The organism is Micromonospora haikouensis (assembly GCF_900091595.1).
Classification (GTDB): Bacteria; Actinomycetota; Actinomycetes; order Mycobacteriales; family Micromonosporaceae; genus Micromonospora; species Micromonospora haikouensis.
Genome location: NZ_FMCW01000004.1, coordinates 249,198 through 273,334, shown reverse-complemented (window position 1 = coordinate 273,334; position 24,137 = coordinate 249,198). Strand labels below are relative to the sequence as shown.

General features: G+C 73.2%; 17 protein-coding genes. 12 read left to right on the top strand and 5 right to left on the bottom strand.

Annotation, left to right across the window (positions count from 1 at the left end; genetic code table 11):
- The first annotated feature begins 263 nt into the window (after positions 1–263).
- The 5 genes from GA0070558_RS06145 to GA0070558_RS06125 all read left to right on the top strand — a co-directional run bounded on the left by GA0070558_RS06145 (position 264) and on the right by GA0070558_RS06125 (position 10,787).
- The gene (locus GA0070558_RS06145) at positions 264–6,926 is read left to right on the top strand and encodes an RHS repeat-associated core domain-containing protein (protein ID WP_176734113.1); all 6,663 of its coding nucleotides are present in this window, start codon (positions 264–266) and stop codon (positions 6,924–6,926) included.
- A 904-nt stretch (positions 6,927–7,830) separates the two neighbouring features.
- Positions 7,831–8,040, top strand: a complete 210-nt coding sequence (locus GA0070558_RS06140; RefSeq protein ID WP_007073166.1) for a helix-turn-helix domain-containing protein — start codon at positions 7,831–7,833, stop codon at positions 8,038–8,040.
- A gap of 335 nt (positions 8,041–8,375) precedes the next feature.
- Complete coding sequence (locus GA0070558_RS06135) at positions 8,376–8,477, top strand: 30S ribosomal protein bS22 (RefSeq protein ID WP_007465623.1); 102 nt, start codon at positions 8,376–8,378, stop codon at positions 8,475–8,477.
- Positions 8,478–8,601: 124 nt separating this feature from the next.
- Entirely contained in the window at positions 8,602–9,675 is a 1,074-nt protein-coding gene (locus tag GA0070558_RS06130; RefSeq protein WP_091276770.1) for an NAD-dependent epimerase/dehydratase family protein, read from the top strand.
- 254 nt (positions 9,676–9,929) lie between these two features.
- A complete protein-coding gene (locus GA0070558_RS06125; RefSeq protein WP_043966476.1) occupies positions 9,930–10,787 on the top strand; it encodes a lysophospholipid acyltransferase family protein in 858 nt (285 codons plus the stop codon).
- Positions 10,788–10,858: 71 nt separating this feature from the next.
- On the opposite strand, the gene GA0070558_RS06120 is transcribed toward GA0070558_RS06125, so the two are convergent.
- The 3 genes from GA0070558_RS06120 to GA0070558_RS06110 form a co-directional block, all read right to left on the bottom strand.
- Positions 10,859–11,716, bottom strand: coding sequence for an HAD family hydrolase (locus tag GA0070558_RS06120; RefSeq protein ID WP_228986929.1), 858 nt, complete (start codon positions 11,714–11,716; stop codon positions 10,859–10,861).
- A 252-nt stretch (positions 11,717–11,968) separates the two neighbouring features.
- The gene (locus GA0070558_RS06115) at positions 11,969–12,877 is read right to left on the bottom strand and encodes a DUF5667 domain-containing protein (RefSeq protein ID WP_091276671.1); all 909 of its coding nucleotides are present in this window, start codon (positions 12,875–12,877) and stop codon (positions 11,969–11,971) included.
- 424 nt (positions 12,878–13,301) lie between these two features.
- A complete protein-coding gene (locus tag GA0070558_RS06110; RefSeq protein ID WP_091276667.1) occupies positions 13,302–14,270 on the bottom strand; it encodes an ECF subfamily RNA polymerase sigma factor, BldN family in 969 nt (322 codons plus the stop codon).
- Between the two features lie 575 nt (positions 14,271–14,845).
- On the opposite strand from GA0070558_RS06110, the gene GA0070558_RS06105 reads away from it, so the two are divergent.
- Both GA0070558_RS06105 and GA0070558_RS06100 read left to right on the top strand, forming a co-directional pair.
- A complete protein-coding gene (locus tag GA0070558_RS06105; RefSeq protein ID WP_091276664.1) occupies positions 14,846–15,100 on the top strand; it encodes a glutaredoxin family protein in 255 nt (84 codons plus the stop codon).
- A 127-nt stretch (positions 15,101–15,227) separates the two neighbouring features.
- Entirely contained in the window at positions 15,228–15,878 is a 651-nt protein-coding gene (locus tag GA0070558_RS06100; protein ID WP_077938207.1) for an HAD family hydrolase, read from the top strand.
- 36 nt (positions 15,879–15,914) lie between these two features.
- On the opposite strand, the gene GA0070558_RS06095 is transcribed toward GA0070558_RS06100, so the two are convergent.
- Both GA0070558_RS06095 and GA0070558_RS06090 read right to left on the bottom strand, forming a co-directional pair.
- Positions 15,915–16,568, bottom strand: coding sequence for a LuxR C-terminal-related transcriptional regulator (locus GA0070558_RS06095; RefSeq protein ID WP_091276768.1), 654 nt, complete (start codon positions 16,566–16,568; stop codon positions 15,915–15,917).
- A gap of 122 nt (positions 16,569–16,690) precedes the next feature.
- The gene (locus GA0070558_RS06090) at positions 16,691–17,986 is read right to left on the bottom strand and encodes a sensor histidine kinase (RefSeq protein ID WP_091276661.1); all 1,296 of its coding nucleotides are present in this window, start codon (positions 17,984–17,986) and stop codon (positions 16,691–16,693) included.
- 387 nt (positions 17,987–18,373) lie between these two features.
- On the opposite strand from GA0070558_RS06090, the gene GA0070558_RS06085 reads away from it, so the two are divergent.
- From GA0070558_RS06085 to hemB, 5 genes are read left to right on the top strand one after another with little or no spacing between them, the layout of a single operon-like run.
- On the top strand, positions 18,374–19,147 hold the full coding sequence (locus tag GA0070558_RS06085; RefSeq protein WP_077938210.1) for a redox-sensing transcriptional repressor Rex: 774 nt from the start codon (positions 18,374–18,376) through the stop codon (positions 19,145–19,147).
- Complete coding sequence (locus GA0070558_RS06080; protein WP_091276658.1) at positions 19,144–20,487, top strand: glutamyl-tRNA reductase; 1,344 nt, start codon at positions 19,144–19,146, stop codon at positions 20,485–20,487. Before GA0070558_RS06085 ends, GA0070558_RS06080 begins: the two co-directional genes overlap by 4 nt.
- A complete protein-coding gene (gene hemC / locus GA0070558_RS06075) occupies positions 20,484–21,452 on the top strand; it encodes a hydroxymethylbilane synthase (protein ID WP_091276655.1) in 969 nt (322 codons plus the stop codon). The genes GA0070558_RS06080 and hemC overlap by 4 nt, the downstream gene beginning before the upstream one ends.
- On the top strand, positions 21,449–23,029 hold the full coding sequence (locus GA0070558_RS06070) for a bifunctional uroporphyrinogen-III C-methyltransferase/uroporphyrinogen-III synthase (RefSeq protein WP_077938213.1): 1,581 nt from the start codon (positions 21,449–21,451) through the stop codon (positions 23,027–23,029). The genes hemC and GA0070558_RS06070 overlap by 4 nt, the downstream gene beginning before the upstream one ends.
- A 41-nt stretch (positions 23,030–23,070) precedes the next feature.
- The gene (hemB, locus tag GA0070558_RS06065) at positions 23,071–24,054 is read left to right on the top strand and encodes a porphobilinogen synthase (RefSeq protein ID WP_091276652.1); all 984 of its coding nucleotides are present in this window, start codon (positions 23,071–23,073) and stop codon (positions 24,052–24,054) included.
- Positions 24,055–24,137: the final 83 nt, after the last annotated feature.

Below are 24,137 nucleotides of genomic sequence, written 5' to 3'. Positions count from 1 at the left end.
GGGGCATACGCCTGTTGGCTGGTCCGGGGCGGCTGGTCGCGGTGGCCGTGGCGGCATCGTTGGCGGCGGGAGTGCTGTCCGGTGCTCCGGCGTCGGCGAGGCCGCTCGACGACGGCGGGCAGGCGAAGCTGCCCCCGGTGTCCCCCGGCCGTTCGGTCACCGGCGTCAAGCCGTTACCGACGCGCTTCGTGTCACCGCCTGACGACGCGAGGTCCACCCATCGCCCGTCACGGACGGCGTGGCCGAAGGCCGCGTCAGCGCGGGTGGACCTGAGCGTGCCGGCGGCAGCCGGGGTACGAACGGCGGCGAAGGCGCGGGCGGCGGGGACGCCCGTGTGGGCGCAGCCGGTCGCCGAGGGTGGCCGGCACGCCGGCCCCCGCCGGCTCGACGTGCGCGTCGCGGATCGGGCCACGGCGGAGGCCGCCGGGGCCGACGGCATGCTGCTGTCGGTCACCCCCTCGCCCGGGGCCGCCCCCGCGAGGGTGCGGGTCGGCGTGGACTACGCCGGCTTCGCCGAGGCGTACGGCGGGAACTACGGCTCGCGGCTGAGGCTGGTGCGCCTGCCCGCATGCGCCCTGACCACACCGGCGGCGGCCGGGTGCCGCACGGTGACGCCGCTGCCCTCCACCAACGACGTCACCGCCGAGACCGTGTCGGCCGAGATCCCGCTTGCGGGCACCACAGCCGCCGGTCCGACGACCGTGCTGGCGGCGGTCGCGACCGCCGGGGACGAGGGCGGGGCGGGCGGCACCTACGCCGCGACCGACCTGTCGCCGTCCCAGTCCTGGAGCGCGGGCGGCAGCACCGGCTCGTTCAGCTACACCTACCCCGTGACGGTGCCGCCGACCCGCTCCAAGCTGGTGCCGAAGGTGGCCCTGTCGTACGACTCGGGCGCCGTCGACGGGCAGACCTCCTCGACCAACGCCCAGGCGTCGTGGGTCGGCGACGGCTGGACGACGCCGCGGTCGTACGTCGAGCAGACCTTCGTCTCCTGCAAGGACGACCCGGGCGGCAGCCCCTCCCCGGTCGAGACCCACGACCGCTGCTACGCCGGCCCCATCCTGACGATCGCGCTGAACGGTTCGTCGAGCGCCCTGATCTGGGACGCCACCAAGCAGGTGTGGAAGCTCCAGAACGACACCGGGGCCAAGGTCACCCGGGTGACCAACTCCGGCAACGGCAGCGGCACGCACGACGCCGACTACTGGCGGGTCACCGAGCGCGACGGCACCGTCTACGAGTTCGGCCGCAACCGCCTGCCCGGCTGGAGCTCCGGGAAGCCGGAGACGAAGTCGGTCGACACCGTCCCGGTCTACTCCCCGCACTCGGGCGACCCCTGCTACGACCCGGCCGGCTTCTCCTCCTCGGTCTGCACCATGGCGTACCGCTGGAACCTCGACCACGTCACCGACGTCCACGGCAACGCGATGGCCTACTACTACGACCAGGCCACCAACCGCTACGGCCGCAACATGGGCGCCACCGACGTCAGCTACGTCCGGGACAGCCACCTCGCCCGGATCGACTACGGCTTCCGCGACGGCTCGGCGTACGGCACGGTGCCGAACCGGGTCGTCTTCGCCACCGGAGACCGGTGTCTCGCCGGCACCTGCCAGCCGCTGAACTCGGCGAACAAGGCGAACTGGCCGGACGTACCCTTCGACCTGGTCTGCAACGCCGGCACCGACTGCCCGGCGTGGAGCCCGTCGTTCTTCTCCACCGTCCGGTTGACCTCCATCGAGACCCAGCAGTACGACACCGCCACCTCGACGTACCAGAAGGTCGACTCGTACGCGCTCGCGCACACCATGCCGGCGACCGGTGACGGCACGTCCCCGACGCTCTGGCTGTCCTCCATCACCCGCACCGGGCACGACACCACCTCCGGCGGATCCACCGCGCCCGTCGCGCTGCCGTCGGTGTCGTTCAGTGGCATCAAGCTGGCCAACCGCGTCGACGTCACCGGTGGCCTGCCGAGCTTCTACCGGCAGCGGATCTCGGCGATCACCACCGAGACCGGCTCGGTCGTCTCACCCAGCTACGAGCTGCCGCTGCCCTGCACCGCCCCCGTCACCACCAGCCCCGCCGCGAACACCAGGTCCTGCTACCCGATCCACTGGACCCCCGACGGGTACACCGACCAGATCCGGGACTGGTTCCACCGGTACGCCGTCACCCGGGTCACCGCCACGGACCCCACCGGCGGGGCCCCTGCCACGTCCACCAGCTACGAGTACGTCGGCGGCGCCGCGTGGCACTACGACGACAACGAGGTGGTCAAGGCCAAGTACCGCACGTACGGCCAGTTCCGCGGCTACGGCAAGGTCAGGGTGCGTGGCGGCGACGGGGTCAACGACCGCCGGACGTTGTCCGAGACGACCTACCACCGCGGCATGAGCCGCAACAACAACACCACGGTCGTCAACCTCACCGACTCCGCCGGCGGCGTCCACGAGGACGTCGACCAGCTCGCCGGCCGGGAGTTGGAGACCACCAGCCACGTCGGCGACGGCGGCCCCGTCGACAGCTCGACGGTCACCTCCTACTGGGTGTCCGAGGCGACCGCGACCCGCACGCGTACCGGACTGTCCCCGTTGACCGCGACGTTCGCCGCGCCCGCGCGGGTCTGGCGGCGGCAGGCGGTCACCACCGGCGGCGCGACGACCTGGCGGTACAGCGCGACCGACAACTCGTACGACGCGTCGACCAGCTCGGCCACCTTCGGGTTGCTGAGGCACACCTACGACCACACGGTCCCGGCGAGCGCCGCCTACGACCGGTGCACCACCACGTCGTACGCGGCCCCGAACACCGGCCTCAACCTCGTTGGGCTGACCAGCGAAACCGAGACGGTGGCGGTGGCCTGCGGCGGCTACGCCCAGGGCCCGTCGGCGTCGTCGCCGGGCAGCGTGAACACGCTGACCGCCCCGACCACGGTCAACCGGCCTGCGCAGGTCGTCTCGCATGTCCGGACGTACTACGACGACCCGGCCTTCGCCACGACGTTCCCGCAGGCCGCCGCGCCCACCAGGGGCACCGTCACCATGGTCCGCAAGGCGTCCGGCTGGGCCTCCGGCGCGTACACCTACCAGACGACCGACCGCGCGGAGTTCGACGCGTACGGCCGGGCCACCGGCACCTGGGACGGCAACGGCCACAAGAGCACGGTCGCCTACACGGACAACGCCGTCGGACTCACCACCGGCCTGACCGTGACGAACGCGGAGGGCCACGCCACCACCAGCGTCGTCACGCCGATGCGGAACCTGACCACCAGCAGCACCGACGCGAACAGCGTGGTGACCCGCACGCAGTACGACGCGCTGGGCCGCCGCACGTCCGTCTGGCTCGCCTCCCGGGCCACCAGCAGCTCGGCCCACCTCAAGCACACCTACACGGTGTCGAAGACCGGCCCGTCGGCGACCACCACCCAGACGCTGAACAACAGCGGTGGCTACCAGAAGACGACCACCATCTACGACGCCCTGCACCGGGTGCGGCAGGTCCAGGCGGACACCCCGCAGGGCGGGCGCATGGTCACCGACACGTTCTACGACAGCCGGGGCTGGGTGCGGGCCACGTACAACGGCTGGTGGGATGCCGCCACCACGCCGGACACCACCCCGGTGTACGCCGACAACCTGCTGAAGAAGGCGCTGAACCAGACCTTCAACACGTACGACGGACTCGGCCGGGTGATCCTGGCCGAGGCGGCCCGCGACGGCGTGGTCAGGTCGGCGACCCGGACCGTGTACAACGGGGACCGGACGACGGTCGTCCCGCCGACGGGCGGCACCACCACCACGGTGGTGACGGACCCGATGGGCCGGACGCAGCAGCAACTCCAGTACACCTCGGCACCGACCCTGACCAGCCCGGCCGACCCGTTCACCGGGAGCTACCAGCTCACCGGCGGCACCACCGTCGCCACCGGCTACGGCTACGACGCGGGCGGCAACCAGTCCACCCTGACCGACCCGGCCGGCAACGTCTGGACCCGCCAGCACAACCTGCTCGGGCAGGTCGTGAGCCGGGACGACCCGGACGCCGGCACCAGCACGACGCGCTACGACGGCGTCGGGAACACCGTCGAGACGACCGACTCCCGGGGCAGGACGACGTCCTTCACGTACGACAAGATCAATCGCAGGACCGGCAGCTACGCCGCCGCCCTCTCCGCGCAGGCGACCGGCAACCGGCTCGCCGCCTGGGTGTACGACAACGACAACGCCGCCGAGCCGACGATGGCCAACCCGGTCGGCAAGCTGACCACGAAGATCGCCTTCCGCGACGGCGCCGAGTACCGGACCCAGTGGACGGGCTTCAACGCGTTCGGCTCGTCGACCGGCGAGAAGATCGTCATTCCGGCGGTGGAGGGGCTGCTCGGCAACACCTACGGCTACACCCACAGCTACCACAGCTCGACGGGCAAGCCGCTCGGCGACACCTACCAGACCCGGGGCGGCCTGCCCGCCGAGACGGCCATCCACGGCTACAGCGGCGTCCTCGACCTGCCCAGCACCCTAGGTGGCCTGGCCACCTACGCCAGCTCCACGGAATACGACGCGTGGGGCCGCGTCACCCGGGGCGTCCAGGGTCCCCCGACGAGCGCCGCGTCGCTCGTCAACACCTACGACGACCACAACGGCCGGCTGCTCCAGCAGAAGGTCACCAGGACCACGACCACGACCACCGACGTCGGCAGGCAGGACTACGCGTACGACCTGTTCGGGAACATCGTCAAGAACGTCGACACCCGCCACCTGCCGGGCACCGCCGCCGAGACCGAGTGCTACCGGTACGACGCGCTGCGGCGGCTCACGAAGGCGTGGACCGCGACCGACGACTGCGCCGCGACACCGGCGACCGGCAACCGCGCGACGGTCGGCAGCGGCATCGGCGCGACCAGCGCCTACTGGACCGAGTGGGAGATCGACCCGCTCGGCAACCGCACCAAGGAGACCCGGTACTCGCCGACCGGCGGCGCCGACACCGTCACCACCTACGCGTACGACGGCAACGGCGGCGGGCAGCCGCACACGCTGACCGGCACGACCACCAGCGGCGGGCTCACCGGCAGCACGTCGTACGCGTACGACAGCGCCGGGAACATGACCACCCGCCAGGCCGGGCAGGGCACCCAGACCCTCACCTGGGACGACGCGGGCGAACTGGCCTCGGTGACCGGCGGCACGGACGGGGACAGCTCGTTCCTGTACGACGCCGACGGCAACCTGCTCATCCAGCGGGACCCGGGCTCCACCACGCTCTACCTGGCCGGCGAGCAGATCACCCTGAACACCGGCACCCAGGCGCTGAGCGGCATCCGCTACCACGCCCTGCCCAGCGGCGCGGTGGCCTACCGGACGGGCAGCGGCACCGCGTACGGCTTCGTCCTGCCCGACCACCAGGGCACGCCCAGCCTGTACCTCAACAACACCGCGCAGGTGCCGACCTGGCGGCAGTACACCCCGTACGGCGCGCCGCGCGGCGCGACGGTGACGGCCCCCGACAACCGGGGGTTCCTCAACCAGCCGCTGAACCCGAACACGGGCCTGACCCAGGTCGGCGCCCGCAACTACGACCCGACGATCGGCCGGTTCGTCTCGCTCGACCCGCTCCAGGACCTGGCCGACCCGCAGCAGTGGAACGGCTACTCGTACGCCAACAACACCCCGGTCACCTCCAGCGATCCGTCGGGGTTGATCCCGGACGACTGCAGGTACTTCGACTGCTACGGGTACGACCCGAGCAAGGGCTGCCCGCACGGCTGCGGTTCGACGGACAACGTCACGTGGGGCGAGGAGAACGGTAAGGGAAGCTCCAAGCCCAACAAGGAGAACCACCCGAGGGACCTCGGCTACGGCATCCAAGTGCCGGAGAGCGTGCCGTTCGAGGAGTTCATGCGCCGCTGGCGCGAGCAGCGCGCCGAGTTCTTCTCCACCATGAGCCAGGGCAACAACAAGGACTGGATGACGGCGGACACGGCCCGGCTCGCCATGAACATCTGCAGCGAGATGGGCAGACCGGGCGGATGCCAGCAGTGGATCGAGGAACTTTTCTGGTACGAGCATTTCCGGTGGGGCGCTGAGAATCTGCCCGGCGAAGAGCGGTTGATTCCTGGCATACCCGGCATGGGTGCGGGTGGCAAGGGGACCGGCGGCCGGGGCGTCAGGTCAGGCGGCGCGTGCAGCTTCGGTGGTGACACCGAGGTCCTGATGGCCGACGGCAGCACCAAGAAGCTCCAGGAGGTCCAGGCCGGCGACGAGGTGACGGCGGCCGACCCGGAGACGGGCGAGCAGGGTCCTCGCATTGTCACCCACGTATGGGTGCACGAGGACGACCTCGTCGACCTTCAGATCGGGGACGCCCTCGTCACCACCACGGAGGACCACCCGTTCTGGAACCACACGGACCGTGAATGGCAGCGCGCCGACGAACTCGACCGGGGTGACCTGACGCTCGGCCCTGACGGCAGGGCCCGCTCGGTCGGCGGACTCAAGCAGTACTCGGTGAACAGGGCTCTTGCTTACAACCTCACCGTCGACGGTGTCCACACGTACCATGTGATGGCTGGCGACACGCCGGTGCTGGTGCACAACACGAACGGCTGTGCTCCGGCGATGCTGGATGATGCTTCCGAGGCGTACGTTCGGGGCAAGCATATGCCGGGAGGATCGCAGGTCACGCGGGACAAGAGCATATTCGACGCTGATGTTGATTTGGATGGTCTCGTCGATCGTGCCAACGGCTGTGCTTGTCGTGGGCCCAACGCAAGTGGCTTTTATGAGCGGGATGTAAATGCGGGCAGAGTTATTGGCCGCACCTCGTTGAATGCTGGTGGGGTGCCTACGAGTTGGTACCGCCTCGTCCAGGACAAGTATGGTGGCGTAATCACCATGCATCCAATCCCTGCTCCTCGCTAGCGCATGTCGTAGAATGGGGACGCAAGTGGCTCCTAGCTGCGGCTACGCACAGGGGGGCACTTCCGTTCGATCTAGTTGTGGCGTGGATAAGAGGGGCTGGCTTCGATGGGCTTAGCAGTCTTCCTTGAGGATCAGATTCATAGGCGAACGTATTGTGGATCGGCGGCTGGGGAATCCCTTGAGAGGGTAATCGAAGGCTGCAGGGATAGCTCGCTCCTGGCGAACGTCCACCCATATGGCGACACGATGTTTAACACGATCCAGCTGCGTCAGCTGAAGGCTGAATTAGATGCGCGGGCCGATCCTCGCCCTGACCTTGAAGCCGATGTATCGACGCTAAAGGCGATTTTCGATCAGGCGATTAAGTCCAGGGGATACGTTTGGATCTCGGGCGACTGACTCTTCCGCCGAAGTTAACGGTAGGCTCGAGTGTCCCACCTGTGGTGACAGTGCTGGTGCTCGACGTTCATGATCGACCGCTGTGCGGGCTAGCTCGGGCACCTGCGACACTGAAGCGCTCCCAGTGCGGGGCCCCGGTCCGCGTCCGGAAGCGGCCCCGGGGCCCCCGCCCGGTGGCTCCGGTGGCGCCGCCGGGGCCACCGGGTGCCTTGATCGACTCCATGTCGGCGACATGGCGGGGTCAGGGGTGCCCGGATACCGCAATGTCACCGACATGGCGTGCCAACCGGACGCCGGCCCCAGGCGGCCCCGACCGGTCCCGGGCGGGGCGAGAACGGCAGGCCACGGTCGGGGGAAACCCGTCTCCGGCGTGATCAACATGCGCGAAGGGATCGCGCCGGTCACAGCCGTCCCGCTACCGTACTGGTAACACGCGCGTAGCCCGTCCTGGCGGGAGGATCCCGTCCGGCGGCACGCGCCGGGGCATGGGATGGGGCGGTGGGCCATGACCGGTTCGCAGTCCGACGGCAGGCTGTCGGAGGTCAGGTTCCTCACCGTCGCCGAGGTGGCGACGGTGATGCGGGTGTCGAAGATGACGGTCTACCGGCTGGTGCACAGCGGTGAGCTGACCGCCGTGCGGGTCGGCCGGTCGTTCCGGGTGCCCGAGCACGCGGTGCACGAGTATCTCCGGGGTGCGTTCCAGGAGACCGCCTGATCCGCCTGCCGCTGTTCCGCCACCCGCCGATGCCACGAGGCGGGCACCCCGCAAGGGCCACGAGGCGGGCACCCCGCAAAGAGCGCGGAGCGGCAACCCGCAAGGGCCACGGAGCGGCACCCCGCAAAGGGCACTGAGTGCGACGTAACGGGCATCGACGGGGGCGCGTTGGTCCTGCTGAGCCTCTCCCGCTACCCTGGACCGGACCGTGACCGCACACCGGTGCGCCCGCCGCACGCCAGCTGGTCCGGTCCGTTGTCCGCAAGCGGCCCTCGACGCCACCGCGTGGTGTCATCCGGTCCGCCCCGCACGTTGCATCGAAAGGCTGTCGTCGTATGGGCTCGGTGGTCAAGAAGCGCCGCAAGCGCATGGCTAAGAAGAAGCACCGCAAGCTGCTGCGCAAGACCCGCGTCCAGCGTCGCCGTCTCGGCAAGTGACCGGGGCCGGGCCCACCGTGGCCCGGCACCCCGTGTCGCTTGCCAACAGTCGACCCTCGGAGGCTCAGGTGATCAGGCCGCGGTTGCCCCGGCTCGATCCCATCTGCCGGGGTAGGTGCACGACGTGACCCCCGGTGGCACCCCAGGTGCCCCGGGGGTGGTCGTCGTCACCGGGGTCAACCGATACCTCGGTGCGCACGTCGCCGCCCGGCTCGCCGCCGACTCCCGCATCGAGCGGGTGATCGGCGTCGACCCGAGCGCCCCCAACCCCGAGGTGGCCGGCCTGCTCGACCGGGTCGAGCGCATCCGGCTCGACCTCGGCTCGCTCGGCGGCCTCCTCGCCGACCTCGACGTCGACGCCGTGGTGCACCTCGCCCTCGTCACCGCCCCCGATCCGCAGCAGGGCGGCCGGTCGGCGATGAAGGAACAGAACGTCATCGGCACCATGCAGCTGCTCGCCGCCTGCCAGCGGGCGCCCCGGCTGCGCAAGCTCGTCGTCCGCTCGTCGACCGCCGCGTACGGGGCGTCGTTCCGGGACCCGGCCGTCTTCACCGAGGAGACCGAGCCGCGCGAGGTGCCGCGCGGCGGTTTCGGCCGCGACATCCTCGACATCGAGGGGTACGTTCGCGGCTTCCGCCGCCGCCGGCCCGACGTCACCGCCACGGTGCTGCGCTTCGCCCCGTTCATCGGCTCCACCGCCGACACCACGCTCACCAGGTATTTCTCCCAGCCGTTCGTCCCCACCGTCTTCGGGCGCGACCCCCGGTTGCAGTTCGTGCACTTCGACGACGTGCTGGAGGTGCTGCACCGGTCGGTCGCCGAGGAGCACCCGGGCACGTTCAACGTCGCCGGGCCGGGTGTGCTGTCTCTGTCCCAGGCGATCAGGCGGGCCGGGCGGGTCGGGGTGCCGGTGTTCGAGCCGGGCCTGTCCGGGGCGGTCGCGCTGGCCCGCAGCCTCGGCTTCGGCCGGTACGGCCTGGACCAGGTCGACCTTTTCGTGCACGGTCGGGTCGTGGACACCTCCGCCCTCGAACGCGAGTACGGCTTCGCGCCCCGCTCGACCGCCGCCGCGTTCGACGACTTCATCCGCGCCCACCAGGGCGGCGTGGTGGTCACCCGGGAACAGTTGGCCGCCGCCGAGCGGGCCGTCCTCGACGGCATCCGCCAGGTGCGCGCGGTTGCGCGGGAGCGGTCGTGACCCCGCCGGACGAGGAGCGCGGGCGCGCCGGGGCCAACGGCCGGTACGACGTACCGCTGGTGGTGGCCGGTCCGGGCGCGGAGCCGGCGCGGCGCAACGGCCATCACCCTGCCCCGGGGCCCGCCGCTGACCCCGCCAGTGGCCCGGCGGACCCGCAGCCGACCCGGCGGGACCAGCCGGCGGAGCGGGAGCTGCCCGAGGCGGCGGAGCGCGAGCGGCCGGGGTCGGCGGCCCGCGCCCCACGGGACGCGGCGGTGCCGGACCAGCCCGGCGACGTGTGGGACCGGCGGGTCGCGTCGGGGCTGGCGTTCCTGCGTCGGCGGCTCTCCGGCGACTACCAGGTGGACGAGTTCGGGTTCGACCCGGAGCTGACCGAGTCCGTCTTCCACCCGATGCTGCGGCTGCTCTACCGGGACTGGTTCCGCACGGAGGTGACCGGGCTGGAGCACGTGCCGGCCGACGGTGCCGGCCTGGTGGTCGGCAACCACTCCGGCACGGTGGCGCTGGACGCGCTGATCCTCTCCGCCGCCCTGCACGACCAGCACCCGGCCCACCGCTACCTGCGGCTGCTCGGCGCGGATCTGGTGTTCCGGATGCCGGTGGTGTCCGAGATCGCCCGCAAGACCGGCGGCACGGTCGCCTGCAACCCCGACGCCGAGCGGCTGCTCCGCTCCGGCGAGGTCGTCGGCGTCTTCCCCGAGGGGTTCAAGGGCGTCGGGAAGCTCTACTCCGACCGCTACAAGCTGCAACGCTTCGGCCGGGGCGGGTTCGTCTCGGCGGCGCTGCGCACCGGCACCCCGATCGTGCCGGTGGCGATCGTAGGCGGCGAGGAGATCTATCCGATGCTCGCCGACATCAAGCCCCTCGCCCGGCTGCTCAAGCTGCCATACTTCCCGGTCACGCCGACGTTCCCGTGGTTGGGCCCGCTCGGGATGGTGCCGCTGCCCAGCAAGTGGCTCATCGAGTTCTGCCCGCCGATCCCGACCGCGCACCTGACCGACTCGGCCGATGACCCGCTGGTCGTGTTCAACCTCGCCGACCAGGTGCGGGAGACCATCCAGCAGACCCTCTACAGCCTGCTGGAACGCCGCCCGGACCCGTTCGGCCCCTGACCCGCCGGCATCCGTCGCGCCCCACCGGGCGCGGGCCGGCGGGGCGTCAGCGAACGCGGGGCGGCGGGTCGTCAGCGGAGGCGGCGGCGCTTCTGCAGCGCCATTCCGGCGCCGACCGCGCCCGCGAGCAGCCCGGCCGCCGCCGTCGACGGCACCGCGATCTTCACGGCCCGCCGGCCGGTGCGGAAGTCGCGTACCTCCCAGCCCCGCCGCCGGGCCTGCCGCAGCAGGGCGCCGTCCGGGTTGACGGCCACCGCCCGGCCCACGGCCGACAGCATCGGCAGGTCGTTGGCGGAGTCGCTGTAGGCGGAGCAGCGCGCCAGGTCCAGCCCCTCGACGGCGGCGAGCTGGGTAACCGCCTCTGCCTTGGCCGGCCCGTGCATCAGGTCGCCCACCAACCGCCCCGTGTACGCCCCGTCGACCACCTCGGCGACCGTGCCGATCGCCCCGGTCAGCCCCAGCCGGGACGCGATCACCCGGCCGATCTCGACCGGCGCGGCGCTGACCAGCCAGACCCGCTCCCCGGCGTCCAGGTGGCGCTGCGCCAGCCGGCGGGTGCCGGCCCAGATCCGGGGGGCCATCAGCTCGTCGAAGATCTCCTCGGCCAGCCGCTCCACGTCGTCGACCCGCCAGCCCTCGATGAACGCGAGCGCCGCCTCCTTGGCCTGCGACATGTCCCCGGCGTGCTCGGTGGCGAGCACCCGGAAGCGCAACTGTTGCCAGGCGAACCGGGCCAGGTCCCCGGTGGTGAAGTAGTTGCGGGCGGCGAGCCCGCGGGCGAACCAGTAGATCGAGGCGCCCTGCATCATCGTGTTGTCCACGTCGAAGAAGGCCGCGGCGGTCGGATCGGGGGCAACCGGGGTGGCGGGCGCGGCGTCGGTCTCGGCCCAGCCGGCGGTGTGACCGCGCCGGTCGGTGCTGACCGTCATCCTGCCGTTGCGGGCCACCCGACCTCCCTCGCTCGACGACCCCGACGAGTGCCTCCCCGCGAGCGTAGCCGGGCGTCCTGGTCGCCCCACCTGCCACGGCGAGAACTGTGGCGCGCGCTGCTCGGTAAGGAAGGGCACCTTGTTAACGCATAACGGTGTAGAGGGGCCCCTTCCTAACAGCAGGCGACGCTGGGAACGCAGCGGGAGCAGGAAGTAGGAAGCAGGAAAGCCGCGAAGCGGGAGATCGGGCGCTCAGCGGTCGCCGGGGCAGGCCGTCGGCGTCGGGCCGAGCGCGTCGCTGCCGGCGGGCGCGGGCAACTCGCACTCGATGGCGGCGCGCAGCCCGTCGGAGCGCTTGCGGATCGCGTCGAGCAGGGCGATCGACTCGCGGACCCGGTCCCGCTCCGCGCGGCTGGCCCCGTCGAGCAGGTCACCGACCGCGCGGCGCTGCCCCGTGACGAAGGCGTTCACCGAGTCCAGACCCGCCGGGTCGGAGCGCTGCGCAGCCGTGGTGGTGAGCAGGCGTACGCCCTGACGGGTGTCCGAGTCCATGTCGTCGAGGACGGCGTCGAACCCGAGCCGGTCCCCGCGCAGCGCGGCGGCCTCGCCGAGCCGGGTGCGGGCGAAGTCGAGGAAGAGCTGGCCGCGGCTGAGATCCGAGCTGGCCAGGGCGAGCTGGGCGCGCTCGGTCGAGCGCTTCATCCCGTAGAGGGCGTCGCCGGGCACGGCGTTCTCACTGGCGGCGGAGATGCCGGAGACGGCGATCGCGCCGGCGGTCACGCCGATGAGAATGGCACCCCGGGCCCGGGCCCGGCGGGCGGTCACGGCCGGCAGGAACGGGCCGCGTGGGCCGGCGCCGACGGTGCCGCGCTGACCGAGTCCGCCCCGTCGGGCGGCCGGCGCGGCCTCCGGGGCGCTGGCACCGGCCCCGACGCCCTCCCGCTCGGCGGCGGCGACGAGCATCGCCCGCAGGCCGGTGTGGAAGTCGGGGTCCACCGCGACGGGCGGAGGGTCGGCGTTGAGCTGCCGGCCGACCGCGACGAGCGCGGCGAGATGATCGTCGGCCCGGGACCGGACGTGGTGACGTCGGCCGCCGTTGGCTTCGTCGAGAAGCTGCGCGAAGCGCTCGGCGCGCCGGCGGGAGAAGAGGTTGCTGGTCACCGCAGGCACCTCCTCTCGCTGGTGGCGGCCGGTCGGTCGGCCGCTGTCGGCACCAGCGACCGGCGGCAGCGTGCACCCAGGACGAAGCTTGTGGCGGCTGCGCTGTCCGGACCGTCGGGCCCGGGAATGCCGGAGAACCACCGGTCGCACCGGGAGAAACGCTCCGCCCCGGGCACGGGTTACGGGGCCGACGGGAGCGAAATCACGAAGAGTTATGGCCGTCACGTCGCCGCGGTCGGCGCTCCCGTCCGCGCCGCACGCCCCGGCTGGCGTACGGGCGTGAACCGCCGTCGGGGCCGGACCCCTCGCGGACGCCGCCGGCCGGGCGGTCGGCCTCGCGCGGGGGAGGACGAACCGCCGGGCGGGGAGGCACGCGGGGTGGAACGGGCGGGGCGAGGCGGAAGGACGCAGCCGGTGGCGGCGGTCAGGGCTGGAAGCCGTCCGGCAGCAGTCGGGCCAGCGCGCGGACCGCGCGGTACTGCAACGCCTTGATCGCGCCCTCGTTCTTGCCCATCGCCCGCGCCGTCTCCGCCACCGAGAAGCCCTGGAGGAACCGCAGCACGATGCACTCCTGCTGCTCCGGGTTGAGCTGCTTGACGGCGGTGAGCAGGGCGACGTTGGTGATGTGTTCGACGACCGCCGCCTCCGGGCTGCCCTCGGGGCCGCGGTCCTCCCGGTCGGCGTCCAGCACGTCGCCGGTGGTGACCTCCAGCCGGTACCGGCCGGACTTGAAGTGGTCGGCGACCAGGTTCCGGGCGATGGTGACCAACCATGCGCCGAGGTCCCGGCCCTGCCAGGTGAAGCTGCCGATGCGCTTGAGGGCCCGCAGGAAGGTGTCGGACGTGAGGTCCTCGGCGAGCTGCCGGTTGCCCACCCGGAAGTAGACGAACCGGAAGACGGTGTCGACGTACCGGTCGTAGATCAGCCCGAACGCCTCGGCCTCGCCGGCCTGGGCGCGTTCGACCAGCTTCCAGACCTCGGTGGCCGGGTCGGACGGGTCGGGGCGGCTCGGGAAGCCCGTCGGCGTGCCGCCGCCCGGGGGCCCGGGGGGCGGCGGGGGCGGACCGGCCGGCACCGCCGGCAGCACCGCCGTCTCGCCGGCCGACGGATCGGTCACCGGCGGCGTGTCGCCACTGCGCCGGCCCTGCGCCGGCATGGTCGGCCGGGCGGGTGACGCGACCCGTCCGCCGTTGCCCCCCGGCGTCGCCGGGCGGGGCAGCGCCTCGTTGTGATGGGACCGGTTGCGTAACCGTCTGGATGCCCCGTCGCCGCGTACGGCGAGGCTGGACCCGTCGTCCGCGGGGCTCCGGCCGACGCCCAGCCGCTCGTTGAGGACGGCACGGGCCGCCGCGGCCAGCCCGACCGGTCGTTGCGCGTAGCCGAAACTGGTCACCGTGCCTCCCCAATCGGGGTCGCCGCGGACCGCTGGGGCGCCCCGGCGCGGGCGCGGCCGGGGCCGTCGGTCAGGGCTCGTCCGGGACGTGCCGACGGGCGGCAGATCCCCTTGAGGTACGGGTCCAATGCGCTCACAGGCACGGGGGGCCTCCTCGGGCTGAGGGGTGTCGACTCACGGCAAATGGGGTGAGTCGACCCGAGTGATAATAGGGCCAACGTCACCCGCGCGTGGCAAGTCCGTTACACAGAGCAGAAGTATTTGCTTCCCCGTCGCACCGGTGCCGGACCGGTTGTCCGTCGGGGGAGGTTGACTTTCGCGCGCCGGGCTGGTTAGGGATAACCCCAGCTCAGCGCCCGATCGGCCCGCTCGGCGAGGGGCCGGGACGACGGCTGCGACGCCTGCCCGCACGGGGGTGGCGCCGGCGCTCCCGCGCGTCCGCAGGGGCGCGTCCGCGTACGGTGCGTGGCCGAGTCGGCGGTACCGGGTGTGTCGCACCGACGGGTCGGGGGAGACTGTCCGGGCGCGGGCCGCCGCAGGGCGGTCCCGGCCGACACCCGCACGGAGGTTTCCCGATGTCCAGTGACGCCCGGCTCGCCCTGATCACCCGCCCCGGCTGCCACCTCTGCGAGGACGCGAAGGCGGCGCTCGGCCGGGTGGTCGCGGTCACCGGCGACCGGTGGATCGAGAAGGACGTGACCACCGACGTCGAGCTGGAGCGCGAGTACGGCGACCGGCTGCCGGTGGTGCTGCTCGACGGCAAGGAGCACGGGTACTGGCGGGTGGAGGAGGAGCGGCTGTTGCGGGACCTGACCACCCCGCAGCTCTGACCGCGGCGGCGCGGCTCCGACCGCGCCCCGCCACGCTGACCGCGATCCCGCAGCTCCGACCGTGCCCGCCGCATCGACCGCGACCCGGCGGTCCCCACGGTGGCCGTCCGCCGCCTATCGTGCTCGGATGACCTCTGCGCGCCCCCACCTCGTCTGGGACTGGAACGGCACCCTGCTCAACGACCTCGACCTGGTGGTGGCGGCCACCAACGCGGCGTTCGCCAGCGTGGGCGGGCCGGCGGTCACCGCGGACGAGCACCGGGTGCGGTTCCGCCGCCCGATCGCCGACTACTACGCCGGGGTGCTCGGCCGGGCGGTCGACGACGAGGCGTTCGGCGAGCTGGACCGGATCTTCCACGACGCGTACCGCAGCGGGTTGACCACCTGCGCGCTCGCCGACGACGCGGCGGCGGCGATGTCGACCTGGCCGGGCAGCCAGTCCCTGCTGTCCATGTGGTTCCACGACGAGCTGGTGCCCGCCGTGCACTCCTACGGGCTGACGGGGCGGTTCGCCCGGGTCGACGGGCTGCGCGCCACCGTCGGCGGCGACCGCAAGGCCGAGTCGCTGGCCAAGCACCTGTCCGAGCTGGGATTGGACGGCCGGGCGGTGGTGCTGATCGGGGACTCGATCGATGACGCCGACGCCGCCGAGTCGGTGGGCGGCCGGGCGGTGCTGTACACGGGGGGCTTCACCGACGCGACCCGGCTGCGGGCCTCCGGCCACCCGGTGGCCGACACGCTCACCGAGGCCGTCGCCCTGGCCGCCGCCCTGCACTGACCGCGAGGCCGGCTGGGCGGAAGGGCGGTGCGGCGGTCAGCCGCGCAGGTAGGCGAGGACGGCCAGGACGCGCCGGTGCTGGGCGGTGTCCGGGGGCAGGCCGAGCTTGGTGAAGATGTTGCGGACGTGCTTCTCCACCGCGCCGTCGGTGACCACGAGGGCCCGGGCGATGGCGGTGTTGGAGTGCCCCTCGGCCATCAGGGCCAGCACCTCGCGCTCGCGCGGGGTCAGCTCCCGCAGCGGGTCGTCGCGCCGCCGGCGGACCAGCAGCTGGCCGACCACCTCCGGGTCGAGCACGGTGCCGCCGGAGGCGACCCGGGCCAGCGAGTCCAGGAAGTCGTCGATGTCGGCCACCCGGTCCTTGAGCAGGTAGCCCACCCCGCCGCCGCCCCCGCCGGTGGTGGCCAGCAGGTCGTCGGCGTACGACACCTCGACGTACTGGGACAGCACCAGGACCGGCGTACGGGGGACGAGGCGGCGGGCCTCGACCGCGGCGCGCAGTCCCTCGTCGTTGTGCGACGGCGGCATCCGCACGTCGACGATCGACACGTCGGGCCGGTGGGCGACGACCGCCCCGACCAGGGCGTCGCCGTCACCGACGGCGGCCACCACCTCGTGCCCGCGCTCGGTCAGCAGCCGGACCAGCCCCTCCCGGAGCAGCACGGCGTCGTCGGCGATCACCACCCGCATGATGCTGCTGTCTATCACGCCGTGGCCCTCGACGGCGTCGCCGGGAGCGCCTGCGGTGCTGTCGGGGGTGTCGCGGGGAGCGCCTGCGGTGCCGTCGCCGGTGGCCGCCGGGGTCGCCGTCGTCACAGCGGGAGGTCCGCGCGGACCTCGGTGGGCCCGCCGGCCGGGCTGAGCACGTCGAGCCGGCCGCCCGCCGCGCGCACCCGGTCGGAGATTCCCGTCAGGCCGTGCCCCTTGGCCAGGTGCGCGCCGCCGTGGCCGTCGTCGGCGACGGCGACCACCAGCCGGTCGTCGGCGCGGGTGACCTCGACCCGGCACTCCGTCGCCCCGCTGTGCTTGGCCACGTTGGTCAGCGCCTCGGCGACCACGAAGTAGGCGGTGCTCTCCACGGCCGGGTCGAGTCGCCCGCCCGGGGCGTCCAGCCGGGGGTCGAGCCGCAGTTCGATCGGGATCAGGCCGCGTCCGGCGAGGGCGGCCAGGGCGCTGGGCAGACCCCGGTCGACCAGGATCGGCGGGGCGATGCCCCGGGACAGGGCGCGCAGCTCGGCGAGGGTGTCCCGGGTCTGGGCTACGGCCTCGTCGAGGGTCCGGCCGGCGGCCTCCGGATCGTCGGCGAGTTGGTGCCGGGCCCGGCTGAGGTCCATGGCGAGCCGGACGAGGCGCTGCTGGGGGCCGTCGTGGATGTCGCGTTCCAGCCGTCGCAGCGCGGTGGCCTCGGCGGAGGCGGCCGCCCGCCGCCGCTCCTCCAGGACGGTGATCCGGCTGCGCATCTCGGCCACCCCGGTGAGCAGGGCGCGGGCGAAGCCGGCCTTCAGGCGCGCGCACCCCCGGACCACGAGCGGCAGGGTGACCAGGAAGAACAGCCCGGCGGCGGTGTTGATCGCGATCCGGGCGGCGGCCGAGTCGCCCAGGCCGAGCAACTCGCTGAGGGGCTGGTCGTCGGGCGGGTGCGGCAGCGCCCAGTCGTAGACCGAGTAGAGCGTGCCGACGAGCGCGGCGGCCCACCAGGTGACGGTCACCACGAAGGTGACGAGGGCCACGACCAGGTTGAAGATGCCGTGGGTCAGGTCGAGCCAGGACTGCACGTCCCCGATGGGTACGAGGATCCGCCGCCAGGCGCCGGCACCCGCCTCGGCCCGGCGGTACTCGGGCCGCACCCGGTCCTGCCCGAGCACGGCGGTCAGCCGCAGCCGCTCCACGTCGGCGAAGCCCCGGGCGGCGTAGAGGGTGGCGGCGAGGACGGGCAGGCCGATCACGGTCACCACCAGTCCCACGCCCAGCGCCAGCCCCGCCACCAGGACCGCGAAGCCGGCCACGGCGAGGGGGAGGCCGAGCAGCACGTACCCGGAGTCGCGCAGGAGTCGGCGGGGGACGCTGGGCGGGAGGGCGGCCGGTTCGGCCGTGGTGGCGGCGGTCATGGTTCGAGGCTAGGGACGTCGGCCCCGCCGTCGGAATCCCGTCGGCCGTCCTCTTGCTGGTGGTGCCAGCCCTACCGCCGGCCGGGCGCGCCGCTGGGCGGGACGGGCCGGCGGCGGGCGCGGCGCTCGCGCGATTGGTGACGGAAGTCGGGAATGAGCAATAATCGGCGCGGGCCACGCGAGGCACCGGATCGATCTTGGGGGGTGGAGGGGCAGGTGGAGGCGGGTCGCTGGTCTTCAAGATCGCGATTTGTGCGTGTCTTCACAAGCGCCTACTCTGTAGTTCCGACGCGTCCTGCTAGCACAGCCGGCAATCTCGGTCGCCAGCGGGAGTCCCGATACGGCAGGCCGCTGAAGCCGGCCGAGGATCGCACCGCACGGAGTCTCATGAGTCAGCAGCACCGTCACCCTGGCGCGTCCGGCCGCGCAGGTGCCGTACCGGCGCTCCCGGACCTGCCCGAGGCGACCGTCGCGCGGCTGCCCGAATACCTCCGCGCCCTGCACAACCTCGCCGAGTCCGGTCACGAGACCGTCTCCAGCGAGGGCCTGGCCAGCGCCGCCGGGGTCAACTCCGCCAAGCTCCGCAAGGACCTGTCCCATCTCGGCTCCTACGGCACCCGCGGGGTCGGCTACGACGTCGCCCTGCTGGTCGAGCAGATCGAGTTCGTGCTCGGGCTCACCCAGCGCCGGGCCGTCGCCCTGGTCGGGGTGGGTAATCTCGGTCACGCCCTCGCCGGCTACGACGGCTTCGCCAGCCGCGGCTTCCGCATCGCCGCCCTGCTGGACGCCGACCAGGGGCGGGTCGGCGAGGAGATCAACGGCCTGGTCGTGCGGCACGTCGACGAGCTGCCCCGCATCGCCGCCGAGGAGCCGATCGCGATCGGCGTGATCGCCACCCCGGCCCGGGCCGCCCAGGCGGTCGCCGACCAGCTCGTCGCCGTCGGCGTGACGAGCATCCTCAACTTCGCGCCGTGCGTACTCTCGGTGCCGGACGGGGTCGACGTGCGCAAGGTCGACCTCGCCATCGAGCTGCAGATCCTGTCCTTCCACGAGCACCGCAAGGCGTCGCTGACCGCGCTGCCCGCCACCGGTGGCACCGCCCTCACGGCCCTGCCCGGCGGGCTCGCCGCCACCGACCCCCAGGAGGCGATCGGCACGTGAAACTGCTCGTCGTCGGCGCGTCCTACCGCACCGCTCCCGTCGCCACCCTGGAACAGCTGGCGGTCGGCCCGGCCGACCTCACCCGCACCCTGGACCACCTGCTCGCCCAGCCGTACGTGAGCGAGGCCGTTTTGGTCTCCACCTGCAACCGGGTGGAGGTCTACGCCGCCGTGTCCGGTTTCCACGGCGGCCTCGGCGACATCTGCGCCGTCCTCGCCGAGCAGGCCGGCACCCTGCCCGCGAGCCTGGCCAACCACCTCTACGTGCACTACGACGCCGCCGCCGTCGACCACGTCTTCCGGGTCGCCGCCGGGCTGGACTCGATGGTCGTCGGCGAGGCGCAGATCCTCGGCCAGCTCCGCGACGCGTACCACTGGGCCAGCGGCGCCGACTCCGCCGGCCGGCTGCTGCACGAGCTGATGCAGCAGGCGCTGCGGGTGGGCAAGCGCGCGCACGCCGAGACCGGGATCGACCGGGCCGGCCAGAGCGTGGTCAGCGCCGCGCTCGACCTGGCCGCCGGCCACCTCGACGGCGCGCTCGCCGGCCGCCCGGCCCTCGTGGTGGGCGCCGGCGCGATGGGCGCGCTGGGCGTGGCGACGCTCTCCCGGCTCGGCGCGGGGCCGCTTACCGTGACCAACCGGGGGGCCGACCGGGCCGTGCGGCTGGCCGAGTCGTACGGGGCCAGCGCCGCGCCGATGGCCGGGCTGACCGACGTGCTCTCCACAGTGGACATCGTAGTGGCCGCCACCGCGGCCACTGAACCGGTCCTCACCCGCGAGGTGGTCACCCGGGCGCTCGCCGACCGCGACCCCGACCGGGGCCCGCTCGTGCTGCTCGACCTCGCCGTCCCCCGCGACGTCGAGGCCGGCGTGGCCGGGCTGCCCGGCGTCGAGGTGATCGACATCGACCGGATGGCGGCCGTCCTGGCCGGCGGTCCCGCCGCCGCCGAGGCCACCGCCGTCGAGCGGATCGTCACCGCCGAGGTGGAGTCCTTCCTCACCTGGCTGCGCGGCGCCGACGTGGCCCCGACCGTGGCCGCCCTGCGCGGCCGGGCCGAGGACGTGGTCGCCACCGAGCTGCGCCGGCTGGCCCAACGCCGCCCCGACCTCAGCGACGACCAGCGCGCCGACGTGGCCCGCACCGTGCACCGGGTCGTGCAGCGGCTGCTGCACCAGCCCACCGTGCGGGTCCGCCAGCTCGCCGCCGAGCCCGGCGGCGACCAGTACGCGGCGCTGCTGCGCGAGCTGTTCGACCTCCAGGTCCCGCAGACGTCCCCCGTCGACACCGTCCCCGACGTGGTCGACACCGACCCCACCCCGTACCCCGGAGGCGAGAGATGACCGCCCCCCTGCGCCTCGGCACCCGGGGCAGCACGCTGGCGATGGCCCAGTCCGGCCAGGTCGCCGCGGCGCTCACCGAGGCGACCGGCCGCGAGGTCGAACTCGTCGAGGTGGTCACCGCCGGCGACCGCTCGTCCGCCCCCGTGCACCGGCTCGGCGTCGGCGTCTTCGTCTCCGCGCTGCGCGACGCCCTGACCGCCCGCACCATCGACCTCGCGGTGCACTCCTACAAGGACCTGCCCACCGCGGCGGCCCCCGGGCTGCACGTCGCGGCGGTGCCGCCCCGCCAGGATCCGCGCGACGCGCTGGTCGCCAAGGGCGGGCGTACCCTCGCCGAGCTGCCGCCCGGCGCCGTGGTCGGCACGGGCGCGCTGCGTCGCATCGCCCAGCTGCACGCGCTCGGGCTGCAACTGGAGGTCACCCCGATCCGCGGCAACATCGACACCCGCCTGGCGCGGGTCCTCGGCCCGGACGCCGACCTCGACGCCGTGGTCCTGGCCCGGGCCGGGCTCGCCCGGATCGGCCGCACCGACGTGATCACCGAGACGCTCGACCCGATGCTCATGCTGCCCGCGCCCGCCCAGGGCGCGCTGGCCGTGGAGTGCCGGGCCGACGACACCGACCTGGTCGAGCTGCTCGCGGTGCTCGACCACGCACCGTCCCGGGCCGCGGTCCTCGCGGAACGGGCGCTGCTGGCCACCCTGGAGGCCGGGTGCAGCGCACCCGTCGCCGCCTATGCGGAACTCGCCGAAGGCGACGCCGGCGATGAGATCTACCTGCGCGGGGCGGTGATCAGCCCGGACGGCACGCGAGACCTCCGGCTGTCCCGCACCGGAACGCCCGCCGACGCGGCGGAGATCGGCAAGGCACTCGCCGCCGAACTCCTCGAACTCGGCGCCGACTCGATCCTCGGCCACGAAGGAAACGCCGGTCCGGGGACCCAGCAATTTGGGAGCACAGAATGACCCGCACCCGTAAGCCCGTCGGCCGTATCGCGTTCGTCGGGGCCGGCCCCGGCGACCCGGGCCTGCTGACCCGCCGGGCGCACGACGCCCTGGTCGACGCCGACCAGGTGGTATACGACCGGGGAGTCCCCGAGTCGCTGCTCGACGCCGTGCGCGCCCAGGCCAAGTCCGATGCCCAGTTCTCCCCGGCGGAGGGCGTGCCGGGTGACGTGGCGAAGGTGCTGATCTCGGCCGCGAGGTCCGGCCTGAACGCCGTGCACCTGGTCGCCGGGGACCCGTTCGGCCACGACTCCGTGGTCAAGGAGGTGCAGGCGGTCGCCCGGACCGCCGCGCACTTCGAGGTGGTGCCGGGCGTCGGGCAGGCCGAGGGCGTCGCCACCTACGCGGGCGTGCCGCTGCCGGGCGTACGCACCGCCGCCGACGTCGAGGACGTCACGACGCTGGACTTCGACGCGCTCGCCGCCGCCGTCGGCCGGGGCTCGCTGGCGCTCGCCGTGGACGCCGGTGACCTGGCCGCGATCCGCGACGGCCTGCTCGCCGCCGGGGTCGACGGCGCCACCGGCGTCGGGGTGACCGGCGACGGCACCGGGGAGACCCAGTACACGACCACGTCGACCGTGGACTCGTTCGTCGCGGCGGCGCTCGGCTTCACCGGCCGGGTCGTGCTCACCGTCGGCGAGGGCGTCGGCCAGCGCGACAAGATGAGCTGGTGGGAGAACCGCCCGCTGTACGGCTGGAAGGTGCTGGTCCCGCGCACCAAGGAGCAGGCCGGGGTGATGAGCGCCCGGCTGCGCGCGTACGGGGCGATCCCGTGCGAGGTGCCGACCATCGCGGTCGAGCCGCCGCGTACCCCCGCCCAGATGGAGCGGGCGGTCAAGGGCCTGGTCGACGGCCGGTACGCCTGGGTGGTCTTCACCTCGGTCAACGCCGTCCGCGCGGTGTGGGAGAAGTTCGCCGAGCACGGCCTGGACGCCCGGCACTTCGGCGGCGTCAAGATCGCCTGTATCGGCGAGGCCACCGCCGACGCGGTGCGCGCGTTCGGCATCCAGCCGGAGCTGGTCCCCGCCGGGGAGCAGTCCTCCGAGGGGCTGCTCGCCGAGTTCTCGCCGCACGACGAGATCCTCGACCCGGTGGGCCGGGTGCTGCTGCCGCGCGCCGACATCGCCACCGAGACCCTCGCCGCCGGGCTCACCGAGCGCGGCTGGGAGGTCGACGACGTGACCGCGTACCGCACGGTCCGGGCCGCCCCGCCGCCCGCCGAGATCCGGGACGCGATCAAGTCGGGCGGGTTCGACGCGGTGCTGTTCACCTCGTCCTCCACGGTCCGGAACCTGGTCGGCATCGCCGGGAAGCCGCACGCGCGTACCGTTGTCGCGGTCATCGGGCCCAAGACGGCGGAGACCGCGACGGAGTTCGGCCTGCGGGTCGACGTCCAGCCTCAGCACGCCTCGGTGCCCGACCTTGTGGAGGCGCTCGCCGCCTACGCCGTCGAGCTGCGCGAGAAGCTGGCCGCCATGCCGGCCAAGCAGCGCCGGGGCTCGAAGGTGCAGGGGCCGACCGCCCTGCGGTTCCGCTAGTCGCACCGGCCGCACAGCCAGCTCGTTCAGGGAGGCCCCTCATGCCGTACCCCGAGATCCGGCCCCGCCGGCTGCGCCGCAACGCGGCCGTGCGGCGGCTGGTCTCCGAGACCCGCGTCGACCCGGCCGAGCTGGTCGTGCCGATGTTCGTCAAGGAGGGGCTGACCGAGCCGCGGCAGATCGCGTCGCTCCCGGGGGTGCTCCAGCACTCCCGGGACTCGCTGCGCAAGGCCGCCGCCGAGGCGGTGCAGGCCGGCGTGGGCGGGATCATGCTCTTCGGGGTGCCGGCGACGCGGGACGAGCGGGGCTCCGGCGGCATCGACCCGGGCGGCATCCTCAACGTCGCCATCGCCGACGTGGTCGCCGAGGTGGGCGACGCGACCGTGGTGATGAGCGACCTGTGCCTGGACGAGTTCACCTCGCACGGGCACTGCGGCCTGCTCACCCCCGACGGCGACGTGGACAACGACGCCACCCTCGCCGCGTACGCCGAGATGGCGGTGGCCCAGGCCGCCGCCGGGGTCGGGGTGGTCGGCCCGTCCGGGATGATGGACGGGCAGGTGGGCGTGGTCCGCCGGGCCCTGGACGCCGCCGGTCACACCGACGTGGCGGTGCTCGCGTACGCGGCGAAGTACGCCTCCGCCTTCTACGGCCCCTTCCGGGACGCGGTGGAGTCGTGCCTCGACGGGGACCGGCGCACCTACCAGCAGGACCCGGCGAACCTGCGGGAGTCCCTGCGCGAGGTCGCGCTCGACGTCGCCGAGGGCGCCGACATCGTGATGGTCAAGCCGGCCCTGCCCTACCTCGACGTGGTGGCGGCGGTGCGCGCGGCGGTCGACGTCCCGGTCGCCGCCTACCAGGTCTCCGGCGAGTACGCGATGGTCGAGGCGGCCGCCGCGAACGGCTGGATCGACCGGGAGCGGGTCATGCTGGAGACGCTGACCTCGATCCGGCGCGCCGGGGCGCAGATCATCCTCACCTACTGGGCGGTCGAGGCTGCCCGCCTGCTCCGCGAGCGTTACTGAGCGCATCTGGGGCTGCGCGCCTTCGTTTCCCTTCCGCTCTCTGCTGTCCCTTTTGTGTGCCCTCTGCGCCGGGCCCCAACCCT